Source organism: Microbulbifer maximicatervae (SeqCode), assembly GCF_052468155.1.
Genome location: NZ_CP174335.1, coordinates 3,793,038 through 3,818,178 on the forward strand (window position 1 = coordinate 3,793,038; position 25,141 = coordinate 3,818,178).

At 45.5% G+C, this 25,141-nt stretch carries 15 protein-coding genes; 7 read left to right on the plus strand and 8 right to left on the minus strand.

Translation table 11 applies throughout. From position 1 onward, the window contains the following. Nucleotides 1-283: 283 nt before the first annotated feature. The 7 genes from ACJJIY_RS16165 to ACJJIY_RS16195 form a co-directional block, all read right to left on the minus strand. Complete coding sequence (locus ACJJIY_RS16165; RefSeq protein WP_445358357.1) at nt 284-8,833, minus strand: calcium-binding protein; 8,550 nt, start codon at nt 8,831-8,833, stop codon at nt 284-286. A gap of 4 nt (nt 8,834-8,837) precedes the next feature. Beyond that, nucleotides 8,838-9,506, minus strand: a complete 669-nt coding sequence (locus ACJJIY_RS16170; RefSeq protein WP_445358358.1) for a hypothetical protein — start codon at nt 9,504-9,506, stop codon at nt 8,838-8,840. A gap of 63 nt (nt 9,507-9,569) precedes the next feature. Next, the gene (locus ACJJIY_RS16175) at nt 9,570-10,940 is read right to left on the minus strand and encodes an HlyD family type I secretion periplasmic adaptor subunit (RefSeq protein ID WP_445354231.1); all 1,371 of its coding nucleotides are present in this window, start codon (nt 10,938-10,940) and stop codon (nt 9,570-9,572) included. Continuing rightward, nucleotides 10,937-13,120 carry a type I secretion system permease/ATPase gene (locus ACJJIY_RS16180; RefSeq protein WP_445354232.1) on the minus strand — a complete coding sequence of 728 codons (2,184 nt, stop codon included), beginning with the start codon at nt 13,118-13,120 and terminating at the stop codon, nt 10,937-10,939. Before ACJJIY_RS16180 ends, ACJJIY_RS16175 begins: the two co-directional genes overlap by 4 nt. Nucleotides 13,121-13,823: 703 nt before the next feature. Then, nucleotides 13,824-14,774 carry an IS5 family transposase gene (locus ACJJIY_RS16185; RefSeq protein WP_444895065.1) on the minus strand — a complete coding sequence of 317 codons (951 nt, stop codon included), beginning with the start codon at nt 14,772-14,774 and terminating at the stop codon, nt 13,824-13,826. A 779-nt stretch (nt 14,775-15,553) separates the two neighbouring features. Beyond that, a complete protein-coding gene (locus ACJJIY_RS16190) occupies nt 15,554-16,006 on the minus strand; it encodes a DMT family transporter (protein WP_445358359.1) in 453 nt (150 codons plus the stop codon). Between the two features lie 60 nt (nt 16,007-16,066). Continuing rightward, nucleotides 16,067-16,741 carry a type 1 glutamine amidotransferase domain-containing protein gene (locus tag ACJJIY_RS16195; RefSeq protein ID WP_445358360.1) on the minus strand — a complete coding sequence of 225 codons (675 nt, stop codon included), beginning with the start codon at nt 16,739-16,741 and terminating at the stop codon, nt 16,067-16,069. Between the two features lie 122 nt (nt 16,742-16,863). Here ACJJIY_RS16195 and ACJJIY_RS16200 point away from each other — a divergent pair, with 122 nt between their 5' ends. From ACJJIY_RS16200 to ACJJIY_RS16230, 7 genes are all read left to right on the plus strand, one after another. Then, on the plus strand, nt 16,864-17,745 hold the full coding sequence (locus tag ACJJIY_RS16200; RefSeq protein WP_445358361.1) for a LysR family transcriptional regulator: 882 nt from the start codon (nt 16,864-16,866) through the stop codon (nt 17,743-17,745). A 105-nt stretch (nt 17,746-17,850) separates the two neighbouring features. Next, a complete protein-coding gene (locus ACJJIY_RS16205) occupies nt 17,851-18,654 on the plus strand; it encodes a CLCA_X family protein (RefSeq protein ID WP_445358362.1) in 804 nt (267 codons plus the stop codon). After that, entirely contained in the window at nt 18,638-19,054 is a 417-nt protein-coding gene (locus tag ACJJIY_RS16210) for a hypothetical protein (protein ID WP_445354236.1), read from the plus strand. Before ACJJIY_RS16205 ends, ACJJIY_RS16210 begins: the two co-directional genes overlap by 17 nt. Before the next feature lie 97 nt (nt 19,055-19,151). Continuing rightward, nucleotides 19,152-19,850 (plus strand): response regulator transcription factor, encoded by a 699-nt coding sequence (locus ACJJIY_RS16215; RefSeq protein ID WP_444897296.1) that lies wholly within the window; start codon nt 19,152-19,154, stop codon nt 19,848-19,850. Next, a complete protein-coding gene (locus tag ACJJIY_RS16220; RefSeq protein WP_445358363.1) occupies nt 19,847-21,214 on the plus strand; it encodes a sensor histidine kinase in 1,368 nt (455 codons plus the stop codon). Before ACJJIY_RS16215 ends, ACJJIY_RS16220 begins: the two co-directional genes overlap by 4 nt. A gap of 106 nt (nt 21,215-21,320) precedes the next feature. Further along, nucleotides 21,321-23,315 carry a TonB-dependent receptor gene (locus ACJJIY_RS16225; protein ID WP_445358364.1) on the plus strand — a complete coding sequence of 665 codons (1,995 nt, stop codon included), beginning with the start codon at nt 21,321-21,323 and terminating at the stop codon, nt 23,313-23,315. Nucleotides 23,316-23,378: 63 nt separating this feature from the next. Next, on the plus strand, nt 23,379-23,936 hold the full coding sequence (locus ACJJIY_RS16230; RefSeq protein ID WP_444933180.1) for a PepSY-associated transmembrane domain-containing protein: 558 nt from the start codon (nt 23,379-23,381) through the stop codon (nt 23,934-23,936). A 144-nt stretch (nt 23,937-24,080) separates the two neighbouring features. On the opposite strand, the gene ACJJIY_RS16235 is transcribed toward ACJJIY_RS16230, so the two are convergent. Further along, entirely contained in the window at nt 24,081-24,722 is a 642-nt protein-coding gene (locus ACJJIY_RS16235) for a CatA-like O-acetyltransferase (protein ID WP_445358365.1), read from the minus strand. Nucleotides 24,723-25,141: the final 419 nt, after the last annotated feature.

The following is a 25,141-nucleotide window of genomic DNA, read 5'->3' on the forward strand; positions in this document are numbered from 1 at the left end:
AGGAAGGAAAAGCTCGTAAACTGAATTCGACCTGACAGAGCACCTCCTGAAAAACCGATAACTGTAAGATCAAGTCTGAACTACTACACATAAGCACTCACACCCTCCGCAAGACATATTTTTTCGTAACTTCCACTCCCGCCAGTTTGCATTCATAAGATGCTTGCTAGTCTAAAATAAAAATTAACACCTAACATGAAAAAAGCCCACTCAAACTGAATGGGCCTTTTGAAGGAAAAAAGAGATCGATACTTAAGTAAACAAGTACCAATCTCTCACAAGCTTAAGCGCTCACTTGCCAGGCAGAGGCTATAGCAGTATTCACTTGCTCCTGCTCTTCTGAGGTTAAAGTGATCTCACCACCTGAAGGTGCACCAAATGCCGCCATTGCATTTACCAATTGCTCAATTTCGCTGCTGGTAATCACTGCGTCATCAGTGCGAATAGTGTCTAGCTGGTTTGCCGCATCCGTAAACCAATCCTGAACTATCACTTGATCTTCACTGCCAAGCAGATTTACAACCAAGTCATCACCTTCCTGACCAAACCACAAATTAGCCTCTTCGATACCATCAGCAAATTGCAGTTCATCACTACCGGCAGAATTGGAGAAGTTATTTATAGTGTCAGCGCCATCACCAGTAGCAAAATGATAGATATCATCACCTTCTCCGCCAATTAGGTAATCATCACCTGTGCTACCGAATAGATGATCATTTCCAGCACCAGCATCAATGAAGTCTGCATCGGAGGAGGCAATGAACACTTCATCTATCGAGCTGCCAGAAGTTGTCGTTCCAAAGGAACGCTCATCCGGAAGCCCGCTATAGTCAGTTGACCCCTGGGTATCAGGATTGCTCATACCATACAATCCGAAGATTTGATCAGAAGATATTGTTTGCCCAGAAGTAAACTCGATCTGGTCAATAGCATGATCGCCACCCTTAAAGAAGTCCTTCACGGTGACCTGATCACTTGAACCGCTCACTTGTAAGATCAAATCATCTACAGACTTAAAGAAACCACTGGAAATATCACTAAAGCCTATACCTTCAAAGCGAAGAATATCTACTCCTCCTCCAGCATTATCAATTATGTCTTGACCATCCCCTGCGCTAAAGATAAAGACATCATCTCCACGGCCACCTATTAGCAGATCATTACCTGTGCCACCAATCAGCTCATCTGAACCGTTACCACCTTCCAGCTGATCATTCCCAGCCTCGCCAATAAGCTGGTCATCACCATTAAAACCACGGATCAAATCCGCGTTATCAGCCCCATTCAAAGAGCTATCGCTACCAGCGCTTCCATCTATAGTCTGGTCAAAAGTCTCTTGTGAATCTGGAATCGACATTTCAAATATGCTGAAGATGTCGGCCGCTGTCATTTGCCCCCCAGTTTCAAACTCGATGGTTTCAACCAGCGCAGCTCCACCTAAGAAGAAATTCTTTAGTGTAATCTGGTCTGGCCCACCGTTGACTTTCAATATCAGGTCATCACCGGAACCAACTAAGCCAGAGGCAACTTCATTCCATGTGATGCCTCCTGAGAAGCGCAAGGTGTCGATACCATTTTGCTCCTCCAGAACATCCTGCCCCCCAGTAAAGATATAGACATCATTTCCTTCTCCACCGTAGAGGGCATCATTCCCCTCTCCCCCAGCAAGAATGTCATCACCGGAACCACCTATAAGTACTTCGTTTCCTGCTGTACCTGAGAGTACATCATTACCGCCTAATCCAGGTTCAGGTACAGGATCGGTATTTTCATTACCGGAGCCACTATCTGTATCACCTGGATCAGTATTACCCTCATCACTACCGGTGTCGGTATCTGTTGGGATATCGGTTAACATTGAATCGATATCCGCAGCATTTATCAAATACCCACCATCTGTTGGCTGAACATAACTGATAGCATAATCCCCACCCAGGAAGTGATTGCTCACTCGAACTTGCTGCTGCAAGTCTTCGTCAATCAATATCACCAAGTCATCGCCGTCGCGGTGGTAGCTAAGACGCGATCTATCAAGTCCATCGAGGAAGAAGATACCATCTGCACCACCACCACTATTGTCGATAGTATTTACCCCAGGAACAGCCTTAAAGTAATAGTGATCATCACCTGCTCCACCAGCCAGCTGATTATTTCCATCCTCGCCTATGAGAACGTCATTACCAGCTCCACCAATAATTACATCATCACCACTACCAGAGAAACTGCCATTACCTCCGTATAATTGGTCAGCACCATCACCACCTTCAATCTGGTCGTTACCTCCCGCACCGAAGATAGAATCTCCACCATCAAGGCCTTGAATAAGATCCTGGTCATTAGTGCCGCCTAGTTGCTCGCCAGCATCAGTACCAGTGATTACATTATCGAAATCGCCATTTTGCTCCCCGGCTACCAGCTGATTAATTTTAGTAGTATTAAATACTGAGCTACCGACTGGTTGCACCCAGTCTATTGCTGCTTCGCCACCAAGGAAATGATCCTTAACACGAACACTATCGCTACTACCGTCATCAATCAGTATTAACAGATCGTCACCGTCACGGGTAAATGTCAGGCGGTCTTCACTAAGGCCACTGGTAAAGTACACACCATCGGAACCACCATCACTATTGTGGATGACATCATGACCATCACCTGCGCCAAATACATACACATCATCACCAGTGCCGCCGGTAAGCTCATCATTACCCTCACCACCGCTTAGCTGATCATCACCACTACCGCCAAGCAAGGTATCCGAACCCTCTCCGGCCTCAAAGTAGTCATTATCAGCACCGCCATCCAATAGATCGTCGCCTTCACCTCCAAATAAACTATCATCACCATCTTGACCAAATAACTGGTCGGCTCCTTCATCACCTTGCAGGGTATCTCCCTCAAGACCGCCTTCCAGATAGTCATTTCCGGCACGGCCAACCAGATTATCTACACCTTCCCCACCGAAGAGGCGATCATCGCCCTCTTCACCATCGAGGTAATCATTTCCGGCTTCACCATGGAGCTCGTCGTTACCAGTGCGCCCCCAAACCTTGTCATCACCGCCACCGGCAAAAACTCTTTCATTAAGATCGCGGTAACCAGCCCAAGATTCAGCACTATCAGTGCCCAAGGTCACCATCTGGGCTTCAAGATCAGCATCGGTAAGTACCGTACCGTCAGAAAACTCAAATCGATTTACCTTAAAGTGATCATTTGGTTCGCGGAACCAATTATTGATAGTGATTTCATCAGTGCCATTGATATGGCGTATGTGCAAGTCATCTCCTTGGCGAATAAACTCCAGGTCAGCAGATTTAATATCTGCACCAAACTGCAAGGTATCCATTGAAGGGTCAACATTGCTATAGTTTTCACCTTCGCGACGTTCAATCAAGGTGTCTCTACCATCGCCAAGGTTAAATTGGTAGATATTATCACCAAAGGAACCGTACAGAGTATCGTTACCGGTTCCACCGGCTAAGGTACTTGCCGTGCCGGACCAGGTATCAGTATCCGCAACCAGGGTATCGTCTCCAGAGCCCCCGATTAATGTTGCGTCTCCCACCCCGTACAACTCGTCATTATCGGCACCGCCATCCAGTAGCCCCGTACCTTCAAGCTTATCTGAACCAGCATCGCCATAGAGTTCTCCAGAGCCGAACAGCTCATCATTTCCCTCTCCTCCATGAAGCTCATCAGTGCCACTATCGCCATACAGGGTGTCATTACCTGCATCGCCATACAGGGTGTCATTATCCTGGCCACCGCGAAGAATATCGTCGCCCTCTCCGCCATTCAGTGTATCTTCACCACTGCCACCGGAAAGATCGTCACTCTCTATTCCACCGTAAAGCGTATCTGAGCCGCTATCACCGACAAGGACGTCCTCTCCAGCATCGCCGTGAAGTTCATCATTTCCACTGCCACCATAAAGAGTATCGTTATCGTCACCTCCCCTCAGAGTGTCATTGCCAAGCTCACCATAAAGCTCATCATTACCCAGACCACCTTCAACTTGGTCATCTCCGTCTCCAGCATTAACCAAATCATCACCGCCTAAGGTTTGAATCACTTCTCCAGAACTAAACCCTAGAATAGTATCAGCGCTCTCAGACCCTGCTATTGCCTGGGCCATCAATGCCTCAAAGTCCCAAGTTATACCATCACTAAAAGTTACGGTTTCAAAGCTGGAACTTGCAGCAGTTAATTGCTCCCCAAGGAACTGGTTACTTATGGTAATGGCATCGGAGGAACCAGGAATACTTATGACCAGATTGGCCTCCTGACGACGCACCAAAACCTCACTAGAGGCAATATCGGTGAACTCCACACGATCTGCACCAGAAGTCTCACTAAAAGTATCGACTCCATCGCCGCGCTTAAAGCGATAAATATCATCCCCTGCACCACCGGAAATACGATCGTTGCCGGAATCACCCGAGAGAATATCGTTGCCCTCGCCACCATTTAGTTGGTCATCACCAGCTCCGCCTAATAACGTGTCGTTACCACCATTCGCATCCAGGACATCAGCACCGCCGTTACCTTCCAGAACGTCATCAGTGCTATATCCTATTAGATAGTCATTACCCTCGGCACCAATGAGAGCCATATCCAGTAGGGACTCGCGATTCCAAACGGTACCGTCGCTAAAGTGAATTTCATCTATTGCGTAACTACTACTACCTTCTTCCAGGAAGAAATTATGTACCAGAACCTGATCACCAGAGCCGTAACCCAATAACAGATTATTTCCATCGCGAGTAACAGCAACAGATTCTGGTGATACATCTGCCGTAAACACGACAATGTCTGCTCCACTCGTATCATTATTATCAATCTGGTCTTGGCCATCGCCGGCACTAAATTGATAGCGATCATTTCCCTCACCACCAATTAATATATCCTCACCGACACCACCTATCAGAAGATCATCACCTTCACCACCGATTAGGCGATCATTACCAATGTTTCCGCTGAGTTCATCATCACCGTCATAGCCATCAATGATGTCATCACCGGCCAGACCATCTACAATATTCGAGTTGACGTTACCGAAAATGTAATCCGCATTCTCAGTGCCTTCCAGCATTTTGCTATTTATTTCTTCTGCAGAAACATTCCAAGATGTTCCATATAGTGCTTGGTGAAACCCAATTTTCCTCCCAGCAATACCACTATAATCGGGGAAGTAATCACGGATCGTGATTTTGTCAGTCTCGCTCTGTTTGAAGAACACATTAAGGTTAAGGCCGTCACGGCGGAAGACCACGTCCTCGAGCTCAATATCACTGACATAAATATAAATGGTGCCGCTATCAATAATCGTGTCCTGACCATCACCGGCAGCAAAATAATATTTATCCTCACCAGCGCCACCTTCCAGATAATCGTTACCTTTGCCGCCGATTATTTCATCATCCCCGTCATTTCCATAAAGGCGGTCATCACCCTCTTCACCAAATAAACGATCTACCTCATCACCACCATAAAGCGTGTCTTGACCAAGACCACCTTGCAGTTCGTCCTCACCGCTATCACCATACAGGTGGTCATTACCTTCACCGCCAAGTAAAACATCATCGCCCTCCTGACCATGAAGCTCATCATTTCCGGCAAGACCACTCAATACATCATTACTGGAAAACCCATAAATGGTGTCATCGCCATTTGTTGCTTGGGTAGCACGTTGCTTAAGTTCAGATAAGTCCAGAATAGAACCATCGTTAAATCGGATTTCGGTCAGCGCATAATCGCCCAAGCCATCCTCTTCAAAATAATTATCAACCGTTATTTGGTCCTGCATATTCTGATGGTAAAGCACCAGATCATCACCTGAGCGGCGTATCCACAGGTCATCAGAAAAAATGTCTGGGCCAAACTGTAGGATATTGATGTCAGAACTATTGGCTTTACGATCTGATATATAGTCCCTGCCATCACCTAGGTTAAAGTAATAGGTATCACTGCCATAACCACCATAAAGAGTATCATTACCTATGCCACCGGTTATTGAATCATCGCCATTACCGGCTGAAACATAATCATCTCCCTCGCCAGCATCAATGGCATCGTTACCATCCTGGCCGCGTATGATATCGTGTCCGGCGAGGCCTTTTAGATCGTCATCGCTGGCATCATACCCCCAAATTTCATCCTCTCCAGTTGTCGGAATTAATACCTTGTCTTTAACGGTATCTATATCCCAAATAGTCCCATCAGAAAACTCAATGGTATCTAATGCGTACCCGGCCATCGCATCATCACGAAAATAATTCGAGACAGTAATTACTTCTCCTGACGAATTGACTGTTAAAACCAAGTTATAACTAGACCTGGTTAACTTTACTTCAGACGGGTTAATACCATTTAACAATTTGAGGGTATCTAAACGCCCTTCGCTTGTATCGTAATTATCTATCGTAGTATTTCCATCACCTATTCGATATAAGTATTTATCGTTACCGCCACCACCTGATAGATAGTCCCCATAGCCGCCACCTCCACTTAGGACGTCATCACCCTCTCCCCCATATAGATAATCTTGTCCGGCCCCTCCAGACAAATTATCATCATTATTACCGCCATATATGCGATCATTTCCATCCCCGCCCACTAGAGCGTCGTCACCATCGTGCCCTTGAAGCTCATCATTACCCTCACCTCCAAGTATTAAGTCGGAGCCTTCCCCCCCAAAGAGGCGATCATTACCTTCACCGCCATATAATGTATCGTTACCAGATAGCCCCTCAATGAAGTCATCACTACCGTATCCTCGCAAATAATCACCTGTGCTATCTCCTACAATATGATCCTCACCTGCCCTAACTATACTTAGCATCGAATCTCGTATTGAGGGGTCTAGAGCTACAGTTTGCTTCTCCATTGAGGACGCAAATTGTTGAAATACTTCATCCGAATATGGGCTAATACCTTGGACAACATCGATAAACATAACTAGCTCTAAGCTAGCTGAAGCTTCATCAATCGCGAAATACTCGGAAAAGTATTCGCTAACTTTCGCAAAGTCACCTATTATTGAATCACCTTCACCTTCAAAAGATAACAAGTCAAACAGCTTATCAGCATGAGTATCAGCCATTAATTGTGTATAAACAGACCGCTCTAACCCTCGGTATACATCATTTAATAGTTGGGCATACTGTCCATTAGGCGTTTCTTGTAACGCAGGCTGCCCCCAAAAAGTTTCTAAAACACCGACGCTCCTCCCATCAATGTAATTGCCACGACTATTGGGATCCGTATTTTCTTCATTAGCCCATAAAACCAAAATTTCAGTTACTAGTGACTTTCGTTTATCAGAGTCCAACTCTAAACCAAATGCCTCCACGAGAGACTTAAGTTCTCCACTCTCATCTAGTGACATCGCTTGATGGAGACTGTAGGAGTTACCAAAGCCCACAGCATCTGGGAGTTGTGAAATATCTTCAGGAATATCAATCCCTTCTCCATTATGAACTTCAACAGGAATCGCATGACGCTGATCAGCGTCAAACCATAAGGTATTTGTTAAACCCACAGTTCCATTTTCTAACGTGAAATCACTCCGTTCTCGATGTTCAACATTATTCTCATCAACAAATGGATCAGATTCATAACTGATATTAATCGAAGTAATACTTAAATCTACCAATGTTTTCAATTCACCATCAGTAACGACTCCATTACTATCAAGGTCCTGCCATATCTGTAAACTTTCAAAAATTACATCCTGCTTATCAATAATACCGTCTTTATTTTCATCAAACTCCGCTAAAGCTTGATAACCATTTTCTGCATACTCCCCATTTGACAGTAAAGTTTCCGTACCAAATAACTCTGCCCCTCCATCAATTTGGCCATTTTGATTACGATCAAGTACTAAGAGTCCATCTGACGGAGCCACCCAGCTTGTTTTTTCAGCGAAACCACTGTTATCCAAATCAAAGAAAACGCCGTTATCTTTTGATATAGTTTCGATAACACCATTACCGTCTAGATCTAAGGTTAATGGATCGCGTCGTGGGACCGGAGGTGTAGGAGGGGCAGGAGGGGTTGGGATTGGTGTCGATGAAGATTCATCTCCGGGGAAAAGCCCCCCAAATAAATCCTCTACAAAAGATTTCCCATCTTCATAAAGGTCTCTTGCAGTATCAACTGCTTCATCAATGCCATCCAGAAGCGAGTCAAGTACATCTTCTCCAGCCTCCATAGCATCTTCAACTAGATCCTTGACATCTTCAATGACATCATCCAAAGTGTCCACAAATTCATCGGTATAGTCTCTAACTTCCTTATCTATAGTATCTAGAACATCCTGCTCCAAAATATCCCAAGCTTCCCCTTTATCCAAATCATCAAATACATCCGATTCCACCTGGCGCTCGGGATCCACCTGAAGAAAATCAGGCCAATCCACACCCGGGATAACATCTCCAACACTGTTAGTAAAAACACCATCAAAAGCGGTTTCTGGTGGTAAACCGTTACTAGTTACTGCATCCCGATAGCTCTGCTCAATCTGGCGAGTATCAGGATACTGACCTGTATCCCTCATTGTATCTAAATAATTATTCAGGTGATCTTTGGCAACATCATCAAACACATTTTCATAGGCACCCTCACCTGCAGTATTACCCCAATGCTGCTCAACAAGCTCTCGCATTGCTTCACCAAAAGCAGTGTCAGGATCCCCAGTTACATCTGCTGCATTATCAGCGTAGGTATCACCATACTCAGCAAGTTGCTGCCAAGCCTCTGAGTAACTACCTTGATCAACCAAATTTTGAATCGCTTCGACTTGCTCTTGACTTAAACCATGATCTAGAGACATTAATTTAACTTCCCTTTACTATAAAACTTTCTAACAAGTTATTAATTGCTTGATTTACCTGAATAACTTTGAACTTAAGACTCACTGAAAAATGAGATGAAACCTCCATTCCTAAAAAGTTAGAAACCAACTTACAAGATGGATATTTTGGAGAAGTAGACCTGTTCTCCTTGTCACATGACATATAAAATTGGTAGTCTCCATAAATATAGATATCCTTATCCCCACTTGACTCCTTCCCCCTAACAGCATTCTGTTCAAACTTACGAATTGGCTCCCCCCCAAAAAAACCCTCAGGAGTCACAGGAATTATATAGTTTTTCTTAACTCTACTTTTAAAATCAAATGGATGATTTTTCGAAACATATACCGAGACTCGATCCCCCCACCCATCAGAATTAGTATTATCAATGTCAAAAGGCTTCATACTAGGAAACTGAAAATCAAAGGAAAAGTAGTCTACATGAGAAATTTCTTTAAAGTGCCTTCCTCTAGATTTAGCCTTTGTAGAAAGCAGGTACTCTTTGTTAACTTTAAACTTATGCTCATTAATCACCAAGACTACAGAGCTGCCTTCTGTTAACGCACCCTGCCTATCATCCATAACCAATCCTCCAAACAAAATCAACAAAGTTAAAGTTCCAGCAATAGAGAGATATTGTTTATTATTCATATCATAATCCGTACTTATCTCTACCTTTATGTTAAATCCCTTGAAAAGTCAGTCAAATCAAAGTCAGCGTTCCCCAAGACCATCATTCTTATATCGCAATAAAGGGGATAGAAAAAACTCAATAATTCTTCTTTTTCCAGTTTTAATTTCAGCCATTACCGACATCCCAGGTGAAAGCCTTACAAACCTACCATCTACAGCAAGCCCCTTTTGCTGCAGCCTTAAGCGCGCCTTATAAACCAATCCCAGCTGCTCATCTTGAATAGCGTCACCAGAGAGATCCACAAGCTCTGCATCAATTACCCCATACTTGGTAAAGTTAAACGTATCAATCTTAATTTCCGCCGACTGTCCTTCATGTACAAACCCTATATCCTTATTAAGAATATAAGCCTCGACTTCCATATCACTTTGCTCAGGAACGACCAACATTAATTCTTGCGCGGGAGTTACCACACCACCAATAGTGTGTATGGCTAGCTGCTGTATTGCGCCATCAATCGGGGCAGTTAGGTGGTATTGCTTGCTTCGCTGCTCCGCTTTAAGCTTTTCCTCATAGAGAGAAGCCTCTCGAGTACGAATATCGTGCAATTGTTGTAGAGCTAACTTATATTGCTGATGCAAAAGTGCATCTTGCTGAGATTTATTTGCAGCCATGCTTGCTTGCAACTGAAGCAGGCTCGCCTGCTGGATACTGATATCCTGTTCTACTTCAATCTGGCTCTGCTTTACCTCTAAATACTCCATGCGAGCCCCAAGCTTTTTCTTCTGCATAATTTCGTAAGCGCTGACTCTCTCATTCAAAACTTCTAGCAGTCGCTTATTTTTCGTAACTTCTGCCTCAGTCATTTTGTACTCAGCAGCCATGCGTGCCGCCTCCCTCTGAAGAGACGTCAGGTTTGCAGTAAATTCTGCCGCCTCCTGCTGGAGGAGAGCTTCATATTTTCCCATATAGGGAGTGAGCTCTCGGAGCTGCACAGAAAGTCTGGGCAATGACTGTCGCTCAGAGGAAAACCAGTTAGTTAAAGCTTCTAATCGGTTGCGGTGCAAAGCCGCATCCCGCCACTCTTGGTTAAGCCTGCGAACATCTGCAGCAGTAATGGAGGTATCCAGAGTTATTAACGGATCACCGGCTTTTACCTTCTGCCCTTCTTTTACGTGAATGGCTGCTACCGCAGCGGTTTCCAGTGGTTGGATGGTTTTTACCCTTTCACTGGGAATCACCTTACCCTGAGCGGTAGCAACAATATCGATGCGACCAAAACAAGCCCAAAGAATCGCGATAATAAAGAGTGAAACAATGGCCCACATAATTGCACGCCCTAAAGGTGAAGGAGGTGTCTGCTCCACTTCAATCGCAGCCGGGCGAAAGCTATGGATTTCCTTATCACTTAAAATCTCTTTTTTATCTGAGGATGCCGGCAACCATTTCATAGCTGACCCTCGTCCAGTTTTGCCGCTTGTGGCACCGCCTTGAGTTTGGGAGTATGACTTTGATAACTATGTAGGCGAGCGTAATAGCCCTCCCTCTCTATTAGTTCCTCATGAGGGCCACTCTCTACAATATCTCCTTTTTCAACAACGATGATCCGATCGGCATGGCGAACAGTAGAAAGGCGATGAGCAATAATAAAGACTGTGCGGTTCTTACAAATATGACGCATATTCTCTTGAATAATACGCTCAGACTCATAGTCCAGGGCACTGGTGGCCTCATCAAAAATTAAAATTCGAGGATTTGTAATAAGAGCGCGGGCAATCGCAATACGCTGTCTTTGCCCCCCAGACAGGGAGGCTCCCTGTTCACCCACCTGAGTGTCATAGCCTTCTGGCAGTTCTACAATAAAATCGTGTGCACCTGCTAACTTTGCTGCCTGCACGACCCTTTCCATTGGCAAGCTTGGATCTACCAGGGCGATATTCTCTTTCACTGATCGGTTAAACAGCCTGTTTTCCTGCAGAACCACACCCACCTGTCGACGCAGCCAGGATGGCTCCATCTGAGCCAGGTCGATTCCATCAACCAATACGCGACCACTCTCTGGAACATACAGACGCTGCACTAGCTTGGTAAGCGTACTTTTACCTGACCCTGAGCGTCCAACGACACCAATAACCTCACCAGCCTTTACTTCAAGATTAAGCTGATGCAGGATTTGAGGCTGTCCCGGAGCATAGCGAAAAGAGACATTATCAAAAGCTACTTTACCAGTGACTCTTGGCAAGGTGGTTCGGTTTGGATTATGACCAGGCTCTGCAGGCGTATTGAGGATATCCCCTAAGCGCTCGATAGATATTCCCGCCTGCTGGAAATCCTGCCAAAGCTGGACCAGCTTAAGAATAGGGCCACTTACTCGCCCGGCAATCATATTAAAGGCGATCAACTGCCCAATACTGAGCTCATTGCTCATCACCAGGGTGGCTCCCACCCATAGAATCAATACAGTTACAATCTTATTGATTAGCTGAGCAACCTGACCGGATATATTCCCTAAGTTACTCGCCTTGAAAGATGCAGCAACATAAGCTGCAAGATTCTCTTCCCAACGCTTTTGCATTTGCGGTTCTACCGCCATGGCCTTAACGGTTTCAATACCAGCTATAGACTCCGTTAAGAATGCCTGATTCTCCGCACCACGCTTAAACTTCTCATCCAGGCGGTTTCGTAAAATCGGAGTGATATAGACCGAAAGTGCCACATAAAATGGTATAGAGCCTAACACTATCCAGGTGAGTGTTGGACTATAAAAGTACATTACCGCAAAAAAAACGATTGTGAAAAATAAATCAATGACGAGGGTTAAAGCCGAACTAGTGATAAAGTTGCGTATAGTATCCAGCTCACGTACCCGGGCGACGGTATTACCCACCTGCCGAGCAAGGAAATAGGCTACAGGCAGCCGCGTAAGATGATGGTATAGCTTTGCGCCAAGGGTGACATCCACCCGGTTGGTCGTATGTGTAAAAACGTAGTTGCGCAAGCCATTCAGCAATACATCAAATACTGATATGACTATCAAACCAAATGCCAATACATCCAGGGTGGTCACCCCTTTATGTACCAGCACCTTATCAATCATTACTTGAAAGAACAACGGAGTGATTAATGCAAAAATCTGGATAAAAAAAGATGCAACTATTACATCTCTCAACAAGTGCTTGTATTTTAGAATTGCCGGTATAAACCAGCTGATATCAAATTTCCCTTGCCCCCCAGGTAATAGTGATCGCTTGGCGACCAAAATGGTACGCCCACCCCACAAGGAAAGGAAAACCTCCTTATCTAACTCTTTAGGCTGCCCACCACGGGCAAAATGGATAAGTACCTTTTCATCTTGAACTCCTGCGAGCACAGCAAAAGTACCATCTTTCATTGATAAAATAGCAGGCAGGGCAAGCCTGGAAAGCTTTCCCCAAGAGGTATTAAAAGCACGGGCTTTGAGCTTTAAATATTTAGCGGCACGAATAATTTCTGCTTCGGCGAATTTTTCACCATGAGAACAAAACTCATGTCGCAACTGACCTGCATCGGCAGGGATATGGTGAAATCGAACCACCATAAGGAATGCAGACAAACCGGTGTCCACACTCCCTTCGGACCGTACATAATCCATTAATTACAACTTTCCATTACATCAATAACAGACAAAATTAACACAGCAAAAATTAAATTTTCAATCATCACCTTCTGGCGAATTATTTTTCTTTACATTTTATGACATGGTTCACAAAAGAAAGGACTAATTTGCAAGCTGACCATTAAAGAGTATCCTGCCTCTCCAGATTGAATCAAGACACGACCTGAAGGGAAATATATTATTTTCTGCACCTCCACGGCGTCACCTTTAATTAATATACATGTACCGTTTTGCACCTCTTAACTTAAATTCGACACCGCCCACCTCGTAGTAGAGCGAAGTCAATTAACAACCACACCCCATGCAAAAGTACATTTCCCCCAAATAGAAATCTCACTGATTTGAAGTATTTAGCAGTGGAGAGCAAAAGCTCCACCGTTAATTACTTAAATAACAACCACAAGGTGAGCTTTATTCTCATCGCTGCGTAGCGCCAATTACACAGGATATAATCAATGCCTAGTGTCGCCACCGACTGTATCGTTTAACCCTCCTATAAGAGAGATCCCAATTCCCTTAAAATACTTAGGGACCCTCTGATCAACGAAGCATTTTTCCAGAATTAAGCTGAGCTGCTTGAAAAATTCACTTTATTACGCACAAACGCGTAATTTGCGCGTAATAGTCCACTAATTTTTCATCTGAAACCCTCAATAGGTGGATTTCAGGCGAACCACCCCTAGGCAGCCAAGTATTTTCTCCCTATTATTAAGTTGGTAAAGCCTGCCAGTAAGCACAGCCTCTCAGTATTTTTTACCAGTCCCCGATAGCGGACCTTGTCATAACCAAATACCCGTTTGATGTAGCGGAAGGGGTGCTCGACCTTCGCTCTTATCTGCGCCTTGATCTTTTCCGCTTTACGAAGTGCATCACGCCCTGGAAGAGTTTTTAGCTTGCTCGGCTTCATTGCTATATACCAATCCGCCTCCCGCTCTTTCAACTCTTCACGTTTCTCCGCACCAATGTACCCAGAGTCTCCCCAGATTCTTTTCTCCTCCCCGTGGAGAACTCGCTCTGTAGTTGTGACATCATGCGAATTCGCTGCTGTTGTATCTATGCTATGTATTACTCCGAGCACATCATCAACCCCGATATGCATTTTCATTCCAAAATGCCACTGATTGCCTTTCTTTGTTTGATGCATTTCTGGATCACGTTTTTTCTTTTTATTCTTGGTTGAAGTTGGCGCAGAGATAATAGTGGCATCTACAATCGTACCTTCACGCAGTACCATGCCATTCTCAGCAAGATGCTTGTTGATTTCATCAAAAAGAGCTGCACCTAGCTGATTGAGCTCCAGTAAGTGGCGAAAGTTAAGAATCGTTGTTTCATCGGGAATTGGGCCGCTCAAAGTCAATCCAGCAAAACTACGCATGGATTCAATTTCATACAGTGCATCCTCCATAGCGGGATCACTGAGATTATAAAATAGCTGCATGCAATGAATACGGAGCATGACACTCAATGGATATGGCTGTCGGCCACGTTTGCCTTGTGGATAGCAAGGAGTGATCTGAGCTTCTAGTCGCTGCCATGGGATGAGGGCTTCCATTTGAGAAAGAAACTTCTCTCGGCGAGTTATACGGCGCTTTAGCTTATATTCTGCTTCGGCAAAGGTGACTTGGTGCATAATTCATCGTAGTCTTGATGGGTAGGTGAATATTACCAATATTGGCTTGGAATTATTCAGAGGTTCCTTAGCAAGAGCCGATATAGCATTGAAACAACTCCATCAGCACATCGCATCAAAGCACGGATCTTCGCAGCCATAAACTTTAAAAGGGTAGGTCAACCTAACATTCTTTTGAACTGTATCTTACTGCAAACGATACTATGTCCGTTAAAGCTCAAAAATAGACTGGTATTTACATGCAATGTTTTATAATTTGGCAAGGGTGGTAATTAACTAAAGGTGACACGGTTTATGCAGAAAGTTAGGCCATTTCTAAGCGTGAATCCAAGTCCAGACCAACACAGGGTATTATTAGTGTAGAAACCCGAGGTATTAATCAGCGAGGAGATACTTTTTTGAGCTTTCAGCGAACAGTTCTGGTTTATAAGAAGGGGCACCCTCCTAATTATGAGATCAATAAATTGCCTAGAGGGAAGGTTATCCCATAAGTGCATACGCGTTTCTTTAACCCCATGTCCAATTAGACTGACTTCATTGAAAAAGAAGATATTGATATTATAAAAGTGAGAATACAAAAAAGTTGCGTTATAAAAATAACGGTTGTGCTAGATAGTTTTTACCTCCGTATATTTTTCGATTCTTGCCTCCGTAGCAAGAAGTGGAGTTAACTTTGCAATGAAGGTTTTTAAGTGGTCTCTATTCCAACCTGCGAAGCCGCGCCTTGATTGTGAACCGCTCTGCATGCCAGAGGTATCACGAAGTTATTCAGAGACTCCTTAATACGTGCGCTTTACTACCAACAGTACGCCAACAACCATCATGGCGAGACCGATAAGGCGCTTGGTATCCAAGCTGGTTTGCTGCGCACCCAGTAATCCAAAATGGTCGATAACGCTAATAGCGAGCAGTTGCCCTAGAAGAACGAAAGATACCGCATTACCCACACCATACCTTGGCGACACCCAAGTCACACTCAATATATAGAAAGCTACTAGAATCCCACCCAAGTAAAAGTACCAGGCAATTTCTTTGCTAAAAACAGCACTGGGTAACCCCTCCGTTTTCAAGAGATAGGCCGCGGAGATTACAAGTCCAACGAGAAATAGCAGTGTAGTTGCCAGGGCTGAACTACCAAGCTTAATACCGAGACCACTATTCAGCGCTGCCATTATCGGTATACCAATGCCTGCAATAAGCATTAGAGACGGGTAGATAACTGCATTTTGCACTACGGGACACCTCTACTTAGAATCACGAGCCGACCCCAAAGGGGCCGGCCAGGCCATATATTAGCTGGCAAGCTGTTTGGCGATAGCAACACCAACACCGTGCGCACTTGCCGGGTTTTGGCCACTAATCACTCGCCCATCTTCAATAACAAACTCCTGCCAAGGTTGTACTTTGTTGTAGCGGGCAGCGCCCCTCGCCAAAGATTCTTCCAGCAAAAATGGGATGTCATTAATGGTGCCGAAGTCAATCTCCTCCTCACGAGTGAAGCCGGTGACTGACTTGCTGGCCAAAAGCTTTTCGCCATTGCTCAGGGTGATAGGCAGGAAACCAGCGGGGCCGTGGCACACTGCGGCCAATGTGCCACCTTCTTCGTAGATCTCGGCACTTAGCTTTGCGAAGTCTTCGTTAGTTGCCAGGTCAGAAAGCAGACCAAATCCGCCGGGGTAGAATACTGCATCATAGTCTGCAGTATTCAGCTGGGTCATAGGGATGGTGTTATTGATACGGTTTTGGAAATCTGAATCATTGAGCACTTTCTGGTTGATGTCGTCACCTTCGATATCAGTGCCATAGAGTGGTGCTTTCCCCCCTTTAATAGAGGCGATGTCATAGTCGAGTCCACTCTCCATAAATACGTGAATCGCGTGAGTCAACTCAGGTGAGTAGGTGCCATTTGCCTGGTCAGTTTCACCAAGAGTGGCGTGGTTGGTCACTGGAATAAGTACTTTCTTCATGTTTCTTTCCTCTGTTGGTCAGCATTCAGTGGGGAGGGATTGTAGATTGTCCCTCTTCTGCTGATAATGCGTAAAATCTGTTAAATACCTTTGCAGAATGGCAATAGTCGAGATTGAGAAACATGGAAAATTTTGACGGTATAGTCGAGTTTGTAGCGGTGGCAGAAAGCCAAGGTTTCTCAGCAGCTGCCAAGCAACTTGGCTGCAGTACTAGCCATGTGAGTAGGCAGGTCTCCCGCCTGGAGGAGCGCTTGGGCTCATCCCTTTTGGCGCGCTCAACACGTCAGGTAAGTCTGACCCAGGCCGGGACCGCCTATTACCAGCGGTGTAAAGAATTAGTGATTGGCCTGCAACAGGCGAATGAGCAGGTTAGCCAGCAACAGTTTCAGCTCAATGGAACACTAAGAGTTAGCGGTGCTGGTATCTTTGCTGAGCAATATGTTGCCCCTGCCCTGATGGAGTTTGGCTTGAAACACCCGGGGTTGAAAATCGACATGGACTTCAATAGCAGGATGGTCAATTTCGTCGAGGATGGGATTGATTTTGCCATACGCTATGGTCGCCTTGAGGATTCCGGCTTAGTTGCTTGTAAACTGGCCGACCGTCAAATGATGGCCGTCGCAAGTCCGAGTTACCTGAAAGAAAATGGTATTCCCGATCACCCCGATCAACTAAAAACGCAGAGTTGCTTGGTGGCTAACAATGATGAATGGGTTTTTGACCTGAATGGAGAGCCTGTAAGCGTAAAGGTTAGTGGGCGCTGGAGAACAAATAATGCCCATGCGATCGTGAAAGCTTGTGAGCAAGGCCTGGGTATAGCTTATATGCCCAAAAGCAGTTTCAGTGGTTCAGTTCAACAGGGCTTACTGGAGCCTATCTTGGAATCTTTTTGTGGGCGCGGAGCCAGTAGCTGGATCGTGTATCAGAATCGTCGCTTTTTACCCATGCGAGCGCGAATGGCGATTGACTATTTGGTTGATTACTTTTCTGACTGGGTGGAATAGAAAGCGATTGGATTCGTTGAAAGGAATAGAAGCACTTCCCATTTCTTGCAAGCCTTCAATCCGGAAGATTAATATCCACCCTCCTCCAATCGACTGGCATTGATTATGGTCCTGACCAGGGCATTTTATCGCAGTGGTCACACTGCAACCCAGCAACGACAACCCGTTTCGTTTGTGGATGTCAGGAAGCGATTCGGCTTTCGCTCGATTGCTGTTGGCCGATGGGTCACTCGCGAGGAGCGAGATCGGGCCGCTGGGCTTTTTTATGATGCACTTGTTGATCTAATGGCCATTCTTCAAGGACCGGAAGCATTGATATCCCTCCGAGGTACATTGTCTTTTCAATATGGAATCGGCGGGCGCCCGGGGATGGCTGCCTTTTATGACCCTACTGCCCGGAGCTTTTCTCTTGCCAAGAACGCGGGGCCTGGCTCTATTGCCCATGAATGGTTTCATGCATTTGATCATTACTTAGCCCAAAAAGCGTTCAGTGATACGTCCAGTACCATGTATGCCTCAGAGGCCTGGTTACGGAATGCAACTCCAGTACCCCACCCGCTCAATGACTTACTTTTTGCGTGCTTTAAAACTGTGATGCTGGATGAGAGTGGTAATAACCCCAGTGACTTGGTGACTGCTTCCGTCAGTGCCGATAAAGCTAATGGTTCTGTCTATTACAGTGAGCCCGTAGAGCTGAGTGCTCGGGCTTTCGAAGCATTTATTCAGGATGCCAGCATCAACAATAATTTTTTGGTTGCTGGCTCAAAGGCTAGTCAAGAGGCAAAGTTGGGACTATATCCACAGGGGCAGCAACGCAAAAGAATTAACCAGGCTTTCACAGCCTATTTTTCCTATTTAGGACGAAGCCTTAGGGCTTCCACAGGTAGAGACAATGACGTCAACTCTTAGAAATACCTTTCTTCTGGGCACGGCCCTTCTCGCTGGTGTAGTCGCTTGGGTATGGGCTGAGCTTTCAAAAAGCTATGAATTGATTGCAATAGCCAGCGATCCCGTGTTGTCAGCGGAGCGTGGATTCTTTGATGCGGAAGATGATTTCACTCATAAACGGGCTAAGTTCGTGGATGTTTATTCTCCAGGGGTTGGCCATGTAACGCCCGGGATACTAGAAGAAGACTTGCAAGGTAAGTATGCTGAGTTCAGACCTCAGGAAACATTTTTCTTATGTGGAACCGGCTTCCATATTGAAGATTACGCTCTGGATAGCGAGCAGCACAAACACAATAAATTTTACGCTCAAGCATACAATGCCAAGTTACTACAGCTGATTACCCATTCAGCTTCAGAGTGATCATTGACCGGCTCCTGATCAATTCAACTAACCATATTTAGCCATTGCCCATTGTGGTAATTTGCTCTGCATCATTTTGCAAACAGCCAGTGTCTTCATGAGCCAAAAATTGCCCTCACAATTTAATATCCTAATCGTCGAAGATGATCGAGGCCTAAACGACCAACTTAGTGAGATGATCCAAGATGCAGGGTATCAGGTGAATACCTGCTTTGGTGGGCATACCGCGCTTTTGAAAGCTACAAAGCACCAACCACAGTTAATTCTGCTCGACTTAATGCTGCCAGAAATGGACGGGATTTCCCTACTCAAGATTTTACGCAAAACCAGTCAGGTTCCAGTGATTATCCTCACCGCGAAGGGGGCAGAAGAAGAAAGAATCACTGGCCTGCGCCACGGGGCAGATGATTATGTGGCTAAACCGTTTAATCAGACTGAACTCTTGTTGCGCATTGAGGCGTTATTGCGCCGCAGTCAGCCGGCGCAGACGGAGAACGTCGACCATGCCGAGATCGACAATCTACTGCTCGATTTGAATACCCAGCAAGTTTTTGCAGGCGACTCTCCAATTGAATTCACAGCGATTCAATTCAAATTGCTGTGGGAGCTAGCGATACACCGCGGTGAAGTATTGAGCAAGGCATATCTTTCCCAGCAGGTCCTCAACCGCACTTTGGGTGCCTACGATCGCAGTTTGGATATGCACTTGAGCCGGGTCAGACGCAAACTAACGAGTGTAGGCTGGCGTGGGGACCGCTTACAAACGGTGCATGGCAAGGGATACTGTTTGAAATGAACCGGAAACTTCTTTGGAAACTCTGCTTACTGACTACTGCCGGTATCGTTGCCCTCTTCTATCTGATCAACTCCCTAACTATCCGCACCGAGGAACAGATGAGCCTGCTAGAAACTTCTCACCGGGAGGAGTTAAAGCAGTGGGGCAAAGATGCGGAGATGTACTTTCTCACTGGCAACAAAGCTGAATTGGAGCAATGGTTGTATATGCTCCAGAAACGAGAGAATACCTGGGCCACTGTTACTCAGTATGAGGTAACCCACATTGCAGGAGAGAGAGGGAATGAGCATCGCTACATCGGATATAACTTAGGCCGCGATGTAGATTGGAAAGTCCACCTCTATTTTGCAGACAATCCGGTAATGGAGATCCCATTTGAAACAGAGAGAACCAGCTTGCTGATACTGCTTCCGGATAGGATGCGCCCTGGTAGCTACTGGCAAACTACCCGACTGGCACTGCAAATACTGTTACCCATGGGCATTCTAGCTTTCATTTCCCTGATGCTATACCGCCACATTATGAACCCCCTACGGAAGTTGGAGCAGGCAACAAGGGAATTCAGTCGAGGAAATTTTGATGTTCGTGTCCATCGCCAGTTAGGCAATCGCAACGATGAGATCTCTGAACTTGCCAAAACTTTCGATCAGATGGCCACCCGAATTGGCGAGCAAATCGTCAACCAGCGCCAGTTGATTGCTGACCTTTCCCACGAACTACGAACGCCCCTAACCCGCTTGGACATTGCCATCGAAGGTGCAGGTAACCGTTATTCAAGTGATCGAAATATCCAAAGGATTCAGCGGGAATCCTCTCATATCCGACATTTGGTTGAGGACACCCTCACTCTCGCCTGGCTAGATAATGAGCAACCCACTATGGGCAACGAAGACCTGGACTTGGTAGACCTTATCGACGTTATTGTTGAGGATGCTCGTTTTGAATTCCCCAACCGCACTATCTGCACCCACTTGCCGGACTCGGCGGAAATAAGACAATCCAACCATCAAGCTGTTGGTCAGGCCCTGGAGAATATTCTACGCAATGCGATGCGTTATACCCCGAAGGGGCAAGCTGTTCATGTTCTTCTGGAGCAGACCGCAGAAAATAAAGTCATTATTGATATCGAAGACTCGGGACCCGGAGTTCCAGAGGATCTGTTGGGTAGTATCTTTAAGCCCTTTTTCAGGGCGGATCAATCACGCACCTCAAAATCAAAAAATTTTGGGCTTGGTTTAGCTTTAGCACGACGCCAACTGAAGAGTGTTGGTGCAACTGTGGAAGCCTCCAATCGTCCCGCAGGGGGCTTGTGCATGAGAGTGACTCTTCCCTCTCAATTTTCTGGATGCTTAGAGCCAGCTTAGGCTAAAGCGGACATCAAATGTAACAAATGCAACACCGCTGTACTTTGCGAGTCGCAATAGGAATAATTCGCATTTGCAAATAAGTAACTCTGTGAAGGACAGCCAAATGGCCCGCAACATTTCTCATAGCAAACACGCGTTACTCCCCTTGATGGTATCCAGCGTCCTGGCTTCTGGCATTAGTCAGGCACAGGAAGTAAAAGAGCGAGAGACTACCACTGAACCCCCTTTGGAAACCGTGGTCGTTGTCGGCGTCGCTACAGATACCGAGATTACACCTGAAGAACTCGACATCCAGCAGGCAAATGATCTCAGCGATATATTTCGCCAGATACCCTCCGTATCTGTTGGTGGGTCACTGGGTATTGCGCAAAAAGTCTATGTCCGCGGTATGGAAGACACACTTCTTAATGTGACTGTTGATGGTGCTCCACAAACAAGCACCCTCTTCCATCATATTGGTCGGGTATCAATAGAACCGGAGCTATTGCAGAAAGTTGAAGTGCAAGCTGGTGCTGGTGAAGCTACCAGTGGGGCCGGTGCCATTGGCGGTGCTATCCGCTTTAAGACCAAAGATGCGGATGATCTACTAGATGACGGTGAGCAGTTTGGCGCAATAGTGAAAGGCGCTTTCTTTAGTAATGATGGTGAGAAAGCCAGTGCTTCGGTATATGGAAAGATTACTGACAATTGGGGGCTGCTCGGGGCATTTGTGACCGTTGATCGCGATAATATGGAAGATGGCGACGGTGACATTATCCACGGCTCAGCTTCCGATCAAGATCTCGCCTTTATAAAGTTGAGTGGCGATTTGTCTGAAAATCAAAAACTGAGTATCAGCTTTGAACAGCGGGAAGAATCAGGCGAGTTCAGTAGACATCCCAACTGGCCCGCCCTGCAAGGCGAAACTCTTTACCCGATGGAAGCCGAACGCCAGACCTTTGTCATAAACCACCAATTTGCCCCCAGTGCACTGGTCAATTTAGAAACAACGGTTTATCACACCACATCAGAAGTTTGGCGGGAGCTATGGGACTACGTTGCTTCCGTGGAATCCATCGGTTTTGATTTACGTAATACCAGCAGTGTTGGTCAACATACCATCACCTATGGCATTGAGGCCCGTGAGGATGAAGTGGAGGGAGTGGAGGGAGGCCTCAACTCCTGGCTTGAAGAGGGACATGTTCGCGGAGCCTATATCCAGGATCATTGGCAGGCTACAGACGCGCTATTGCTGAGTTTTGGACTGCGTTACGATGAATACAAGCTGGAGCAAGTGACTCATGATGATGAGACAGATAGTAAGGGGTTCAGCCCCATTATTGGAATGAGTTATTCGCTTACCGATGCACTCACCTTTACTGCGGGTCATGCAACAGCGATGCGCGGCAAGGAAGTTGGAGATGGGTTTACTCTGTGGTCGGCAACTCTTGATCCTGACCTGGATGCTGAGACGGTCGACAATACCGAGCTGGGACTAGAATACAGCCTGGACGGCCTTCAACTAAGAGCCGCTGTCTACCGCAGCACTATCGATGACGTTATTTTTGATCAGGTCGGGCGTCCCGTTTATTATGAAAATATTGGTGAGTTGGAAACTGAAGGGTTTGAACTCAGCGCCTCATATGTTTGGGATCAGTTAACCATCAGCGCCGCATTCAGCCACAATGATTCGGAATTGAATGGAGAGACTGTAGAGGGGTATGAGCATAACGGTTTAGCAAATGCTCGCGGCGATACATGGAACCTGACCACCAGCTATGCTATTACACCGAAATTAGAGTTGGGCTGGAATTTTACTCTGGTACAAGACCTAAATGATATTGAAGTTTTACACCGCTCAGTAGAGGTCGACGACGATGTCGACAGTATCCAAGAGGTTGACAAGCCCGGCTACCAAGTACACGATCTTTACTTGCACTGGGAACCACTGGCAGATGACAGTCTGAATGTGAATTTAGCGGCTCAAAACCTGTTTAATGAACACTATCGGGATCACTCCAGCGTAGCAGATTATACAGATATTACCGGGTTTGGTAGCGTAGCCGGAATTTATGAGGCGGGCCGGGACATCCGTCTGTCAGTAGACTACCGCTTCTAATTTCCTTAATTTGTTTATTTACTATCAGGGCGCAATGCAGTTGCATTGCGCCCTTTGTTGCCTATGAAATCCAGATACCGTTTACTGTGGATCAAGCTCCACACCTACTTTTCCTGCTTTTTTCTACCCATTGCCATTTTGTATATCGCCACGGGCGTGCTCTATTTATTTGATATAGAGGGGGGCGTCGATGAACAATTTGAGTACACAGTTTCTCTACCCAAGGGCCTGCCCAGCAATGAGCAAGAGACTCTGGATACCATCTCTCCGATTGTTCAGCCCACAGAAGTATCATTGCCGGCAGATTTCTATTTGGAGGATGAGTGGATTGGCTGGTATGGCTACAAACGCCAAGTCTATTTGGAGCCAAGCCAGGATAAGCAATCAGCGATACTTCATGTAAAAGAACATGATCTATGGCATCAATTTCTGCTGATTCATAAAGGTCATGCCGGTCCCCTCTTCTGGTTCTCATCCATTATGCTTGGTGCGAGCCTGCTATTTAGCTTGATTAGTGGATTAGTGGTTGCTTTTGCGGTGCCAAAATTCAGGAAGACTTCTATACAATTTACTTCTCTCGGGCTTATTGCACTGGTAGTTGCCTTTTTTATTGGGGGCTGAAACTTCACCGTTTGAAGGAATTTTAGCTAGGTAGCCTCTGAGTAACTATGTAGTATTTCTATAGCTTTTAAAGGTCCGCGACAAGCAACTTTAAGAGCGGGTTCACGGAATTACTCAGAGCCTCCTAGATCCAGTTTAAAAATTTTAAGCTAGTTGACGAATCTTATCCTCCAACTGCTGTTTAAATTGATAAAGATGGATGCCATCCAGAAAGCAATGATTAACTTCAATATACATCGAGGTGACAAGGCGGCCCTCCTGGCGATGGTATTTACCCCAGAAAATAAACGGTATTCCTGGATCACAATCTTCTTTCTGTACAGGCTTTACCTGTAGACCAGAGAAGTCACCCCAGGGGTAGCAGCTGATATTCAAGATATCATGGCGGCTGATGAAATTTTCTACGGGGAGGTACTCAGATTGTGCCTGTGAAAGTTTCCTTGCCTTGTGGACGAACTTTGTCAGATTTGTTTCCATTCTTGCCATAACGAGCTTGAATAACTCATTATCCCCTAAATCAGAAAATAAAGGGTGCAGCATGTCATGCTCAATGGGCTGGCCATTGACGATACGATGCCTGAAACCCGCTATTTCATTTCCCACCTGAGTGACAAGAAAAATAAGGCTGTAATAAAAAGGAAGTGTATTCTTTTTACAGAAAGATACCAGATTTGTCACATCGACCGGCTGGGTTAAGCCTATCCGAGTTGACCCTGCACTGCTCATAAAAAATTCAAAGTGGGCCTTTCTATTCCAGCGTTCGATATCTATAGGAGTCATGGACATATGAATATCGAGCCTTCAATGGATATTCATAGTTTAGGGTAGATTATAAGCAGTACTTGTGTTGCTAGTAGATTTTATCTAGTGGGGATACCTGGAATATATTTAAAGATATTAGATAACATGCTGTAATCGCCATATCAAAACGCTCTTCCCTTCAGGCTAATACCATTTTAGCAACGCTACCATATACCTCTTTCGCCCCTGCTAGGGCACTAAAATAGGTCCCAACAACAGACTGTGCCACCTCATAAACAGCGATCATCTGTGCATAATTTGCAAAAGTGATGTTCCTGCTTATAAGTTTTAAGAAGGATACGACTCTCTATAATAACTTCCAGTTTCTACAGCGAAATATCATCTAGATAACCAGGACTATATAGGGAACCTCTGAATAATTCCAAGCCAATATTGGTAATATT

Excerpts from the sequence above, each read along its gene's own strand:
- ACJJIY_RS16165 (WP_445358357.1), bottom strand. The coding sequence starts at position 8,833 with ATGTCTCTAGATCATGGTTTAAGTCAAGAGCAAGTCGAAGCGATTCAA.
- ACJJIY_RS16215 (WP_444897296.1), top strand. The coding sequence starts at position 19,152 with ATGAGCCAAAAATTGCCCTCACAATTTAATATCCTAATCGTCGAAGAT.
- ACJJIY_RS16180 (WP_445354232.1), bottom strand. The coding sequence starts at position 13,120 with ATGGATTATGTACGGTCCGAAGGGAGTGTGGACACCGGTTTGTCTGCA.
- ACJJIY_RS16200 (WP_445358361.1), top strand. The coding sequence starts at position 16,864 with ATGGAAAATTTTGACGGTATAGTCGAGTTTGTAGCGGTGGCAGAAAGC.
- ACJJIY_RS16205 (WP_445358362.1), top strand. The coding sequence starts at position 17,851 with ATGGTCCTGACCAGGGCATTTTATCGCAGTGGTCACACTGCAACCCAG.
- ACJJIY_RS16170 (WP_445358358.1), bottom strand. The coding sequence starts at position 9,506 with ATGAATAATAAACAATATCTCTCTATTGCTGGAACTTTAACTTTGTTG.
- ACJJIY_RS16195 (WP_445358360.1), bottom strand. The coding sequence starts at position 16,741 with ATGAAGAAAGTACTTATTCCAGTGACCAACCACGCCACTCTTGGTGAA.
- ACJJIY_RS16230 (WP_444933180.1), top strand. The coding sequence starts at position 23,379 with ATGAAATCCAGATACCGTTTACTGTGGATCAAGCTCCACACCTACTTT.
- ACJJIY_RS16175 (WP_445354231.1), bottom strand. The coding sequence starts at position 10,940 with ATGAAATGGTTGCCGGCATCCTCAGATAAAAAAGAGATTTTAAGTGAT.
- ACJJIY_RS16210 (WP_445354236.1), top strand. The coding sequence starts at position 18,638 with ATGACGTCAACTCTTAGAAATACCTTTCTTCTGGGCACGGCCCTTCTC.
- ACJJIY_RS16235 (WP_445358365.1), bottom strand. The coding sequence starts at position 24,722 with ATGTCCATGACTCCTATAGATATCGAACGCTGGAATAGAAAGGCCCAC.
- ACJJIY_RS16185 (WP_444895065.1), bottom strand. The coding sequence starts at position 14,774 with ATGCACCAAGTCACCTTTGCCGAAGCAGAATATAAGCTAAAGCGCCGT.
- ACJJIY_RS16225 (WP_445358364.1), top strand. The coding sequence starts at position 21,321 with ATGGCCCGCAACATTTCTCATAGCAAACACGCGTTACTCCCCTTGATG.
- ACJJIY_RS16220 (WP_445358363.1), top strand. The coding sequence starts at position 19,847 with ATGAACCGGAAACTTCTTTGGAAACTCTGCTTACTGACTACTGCCGGT.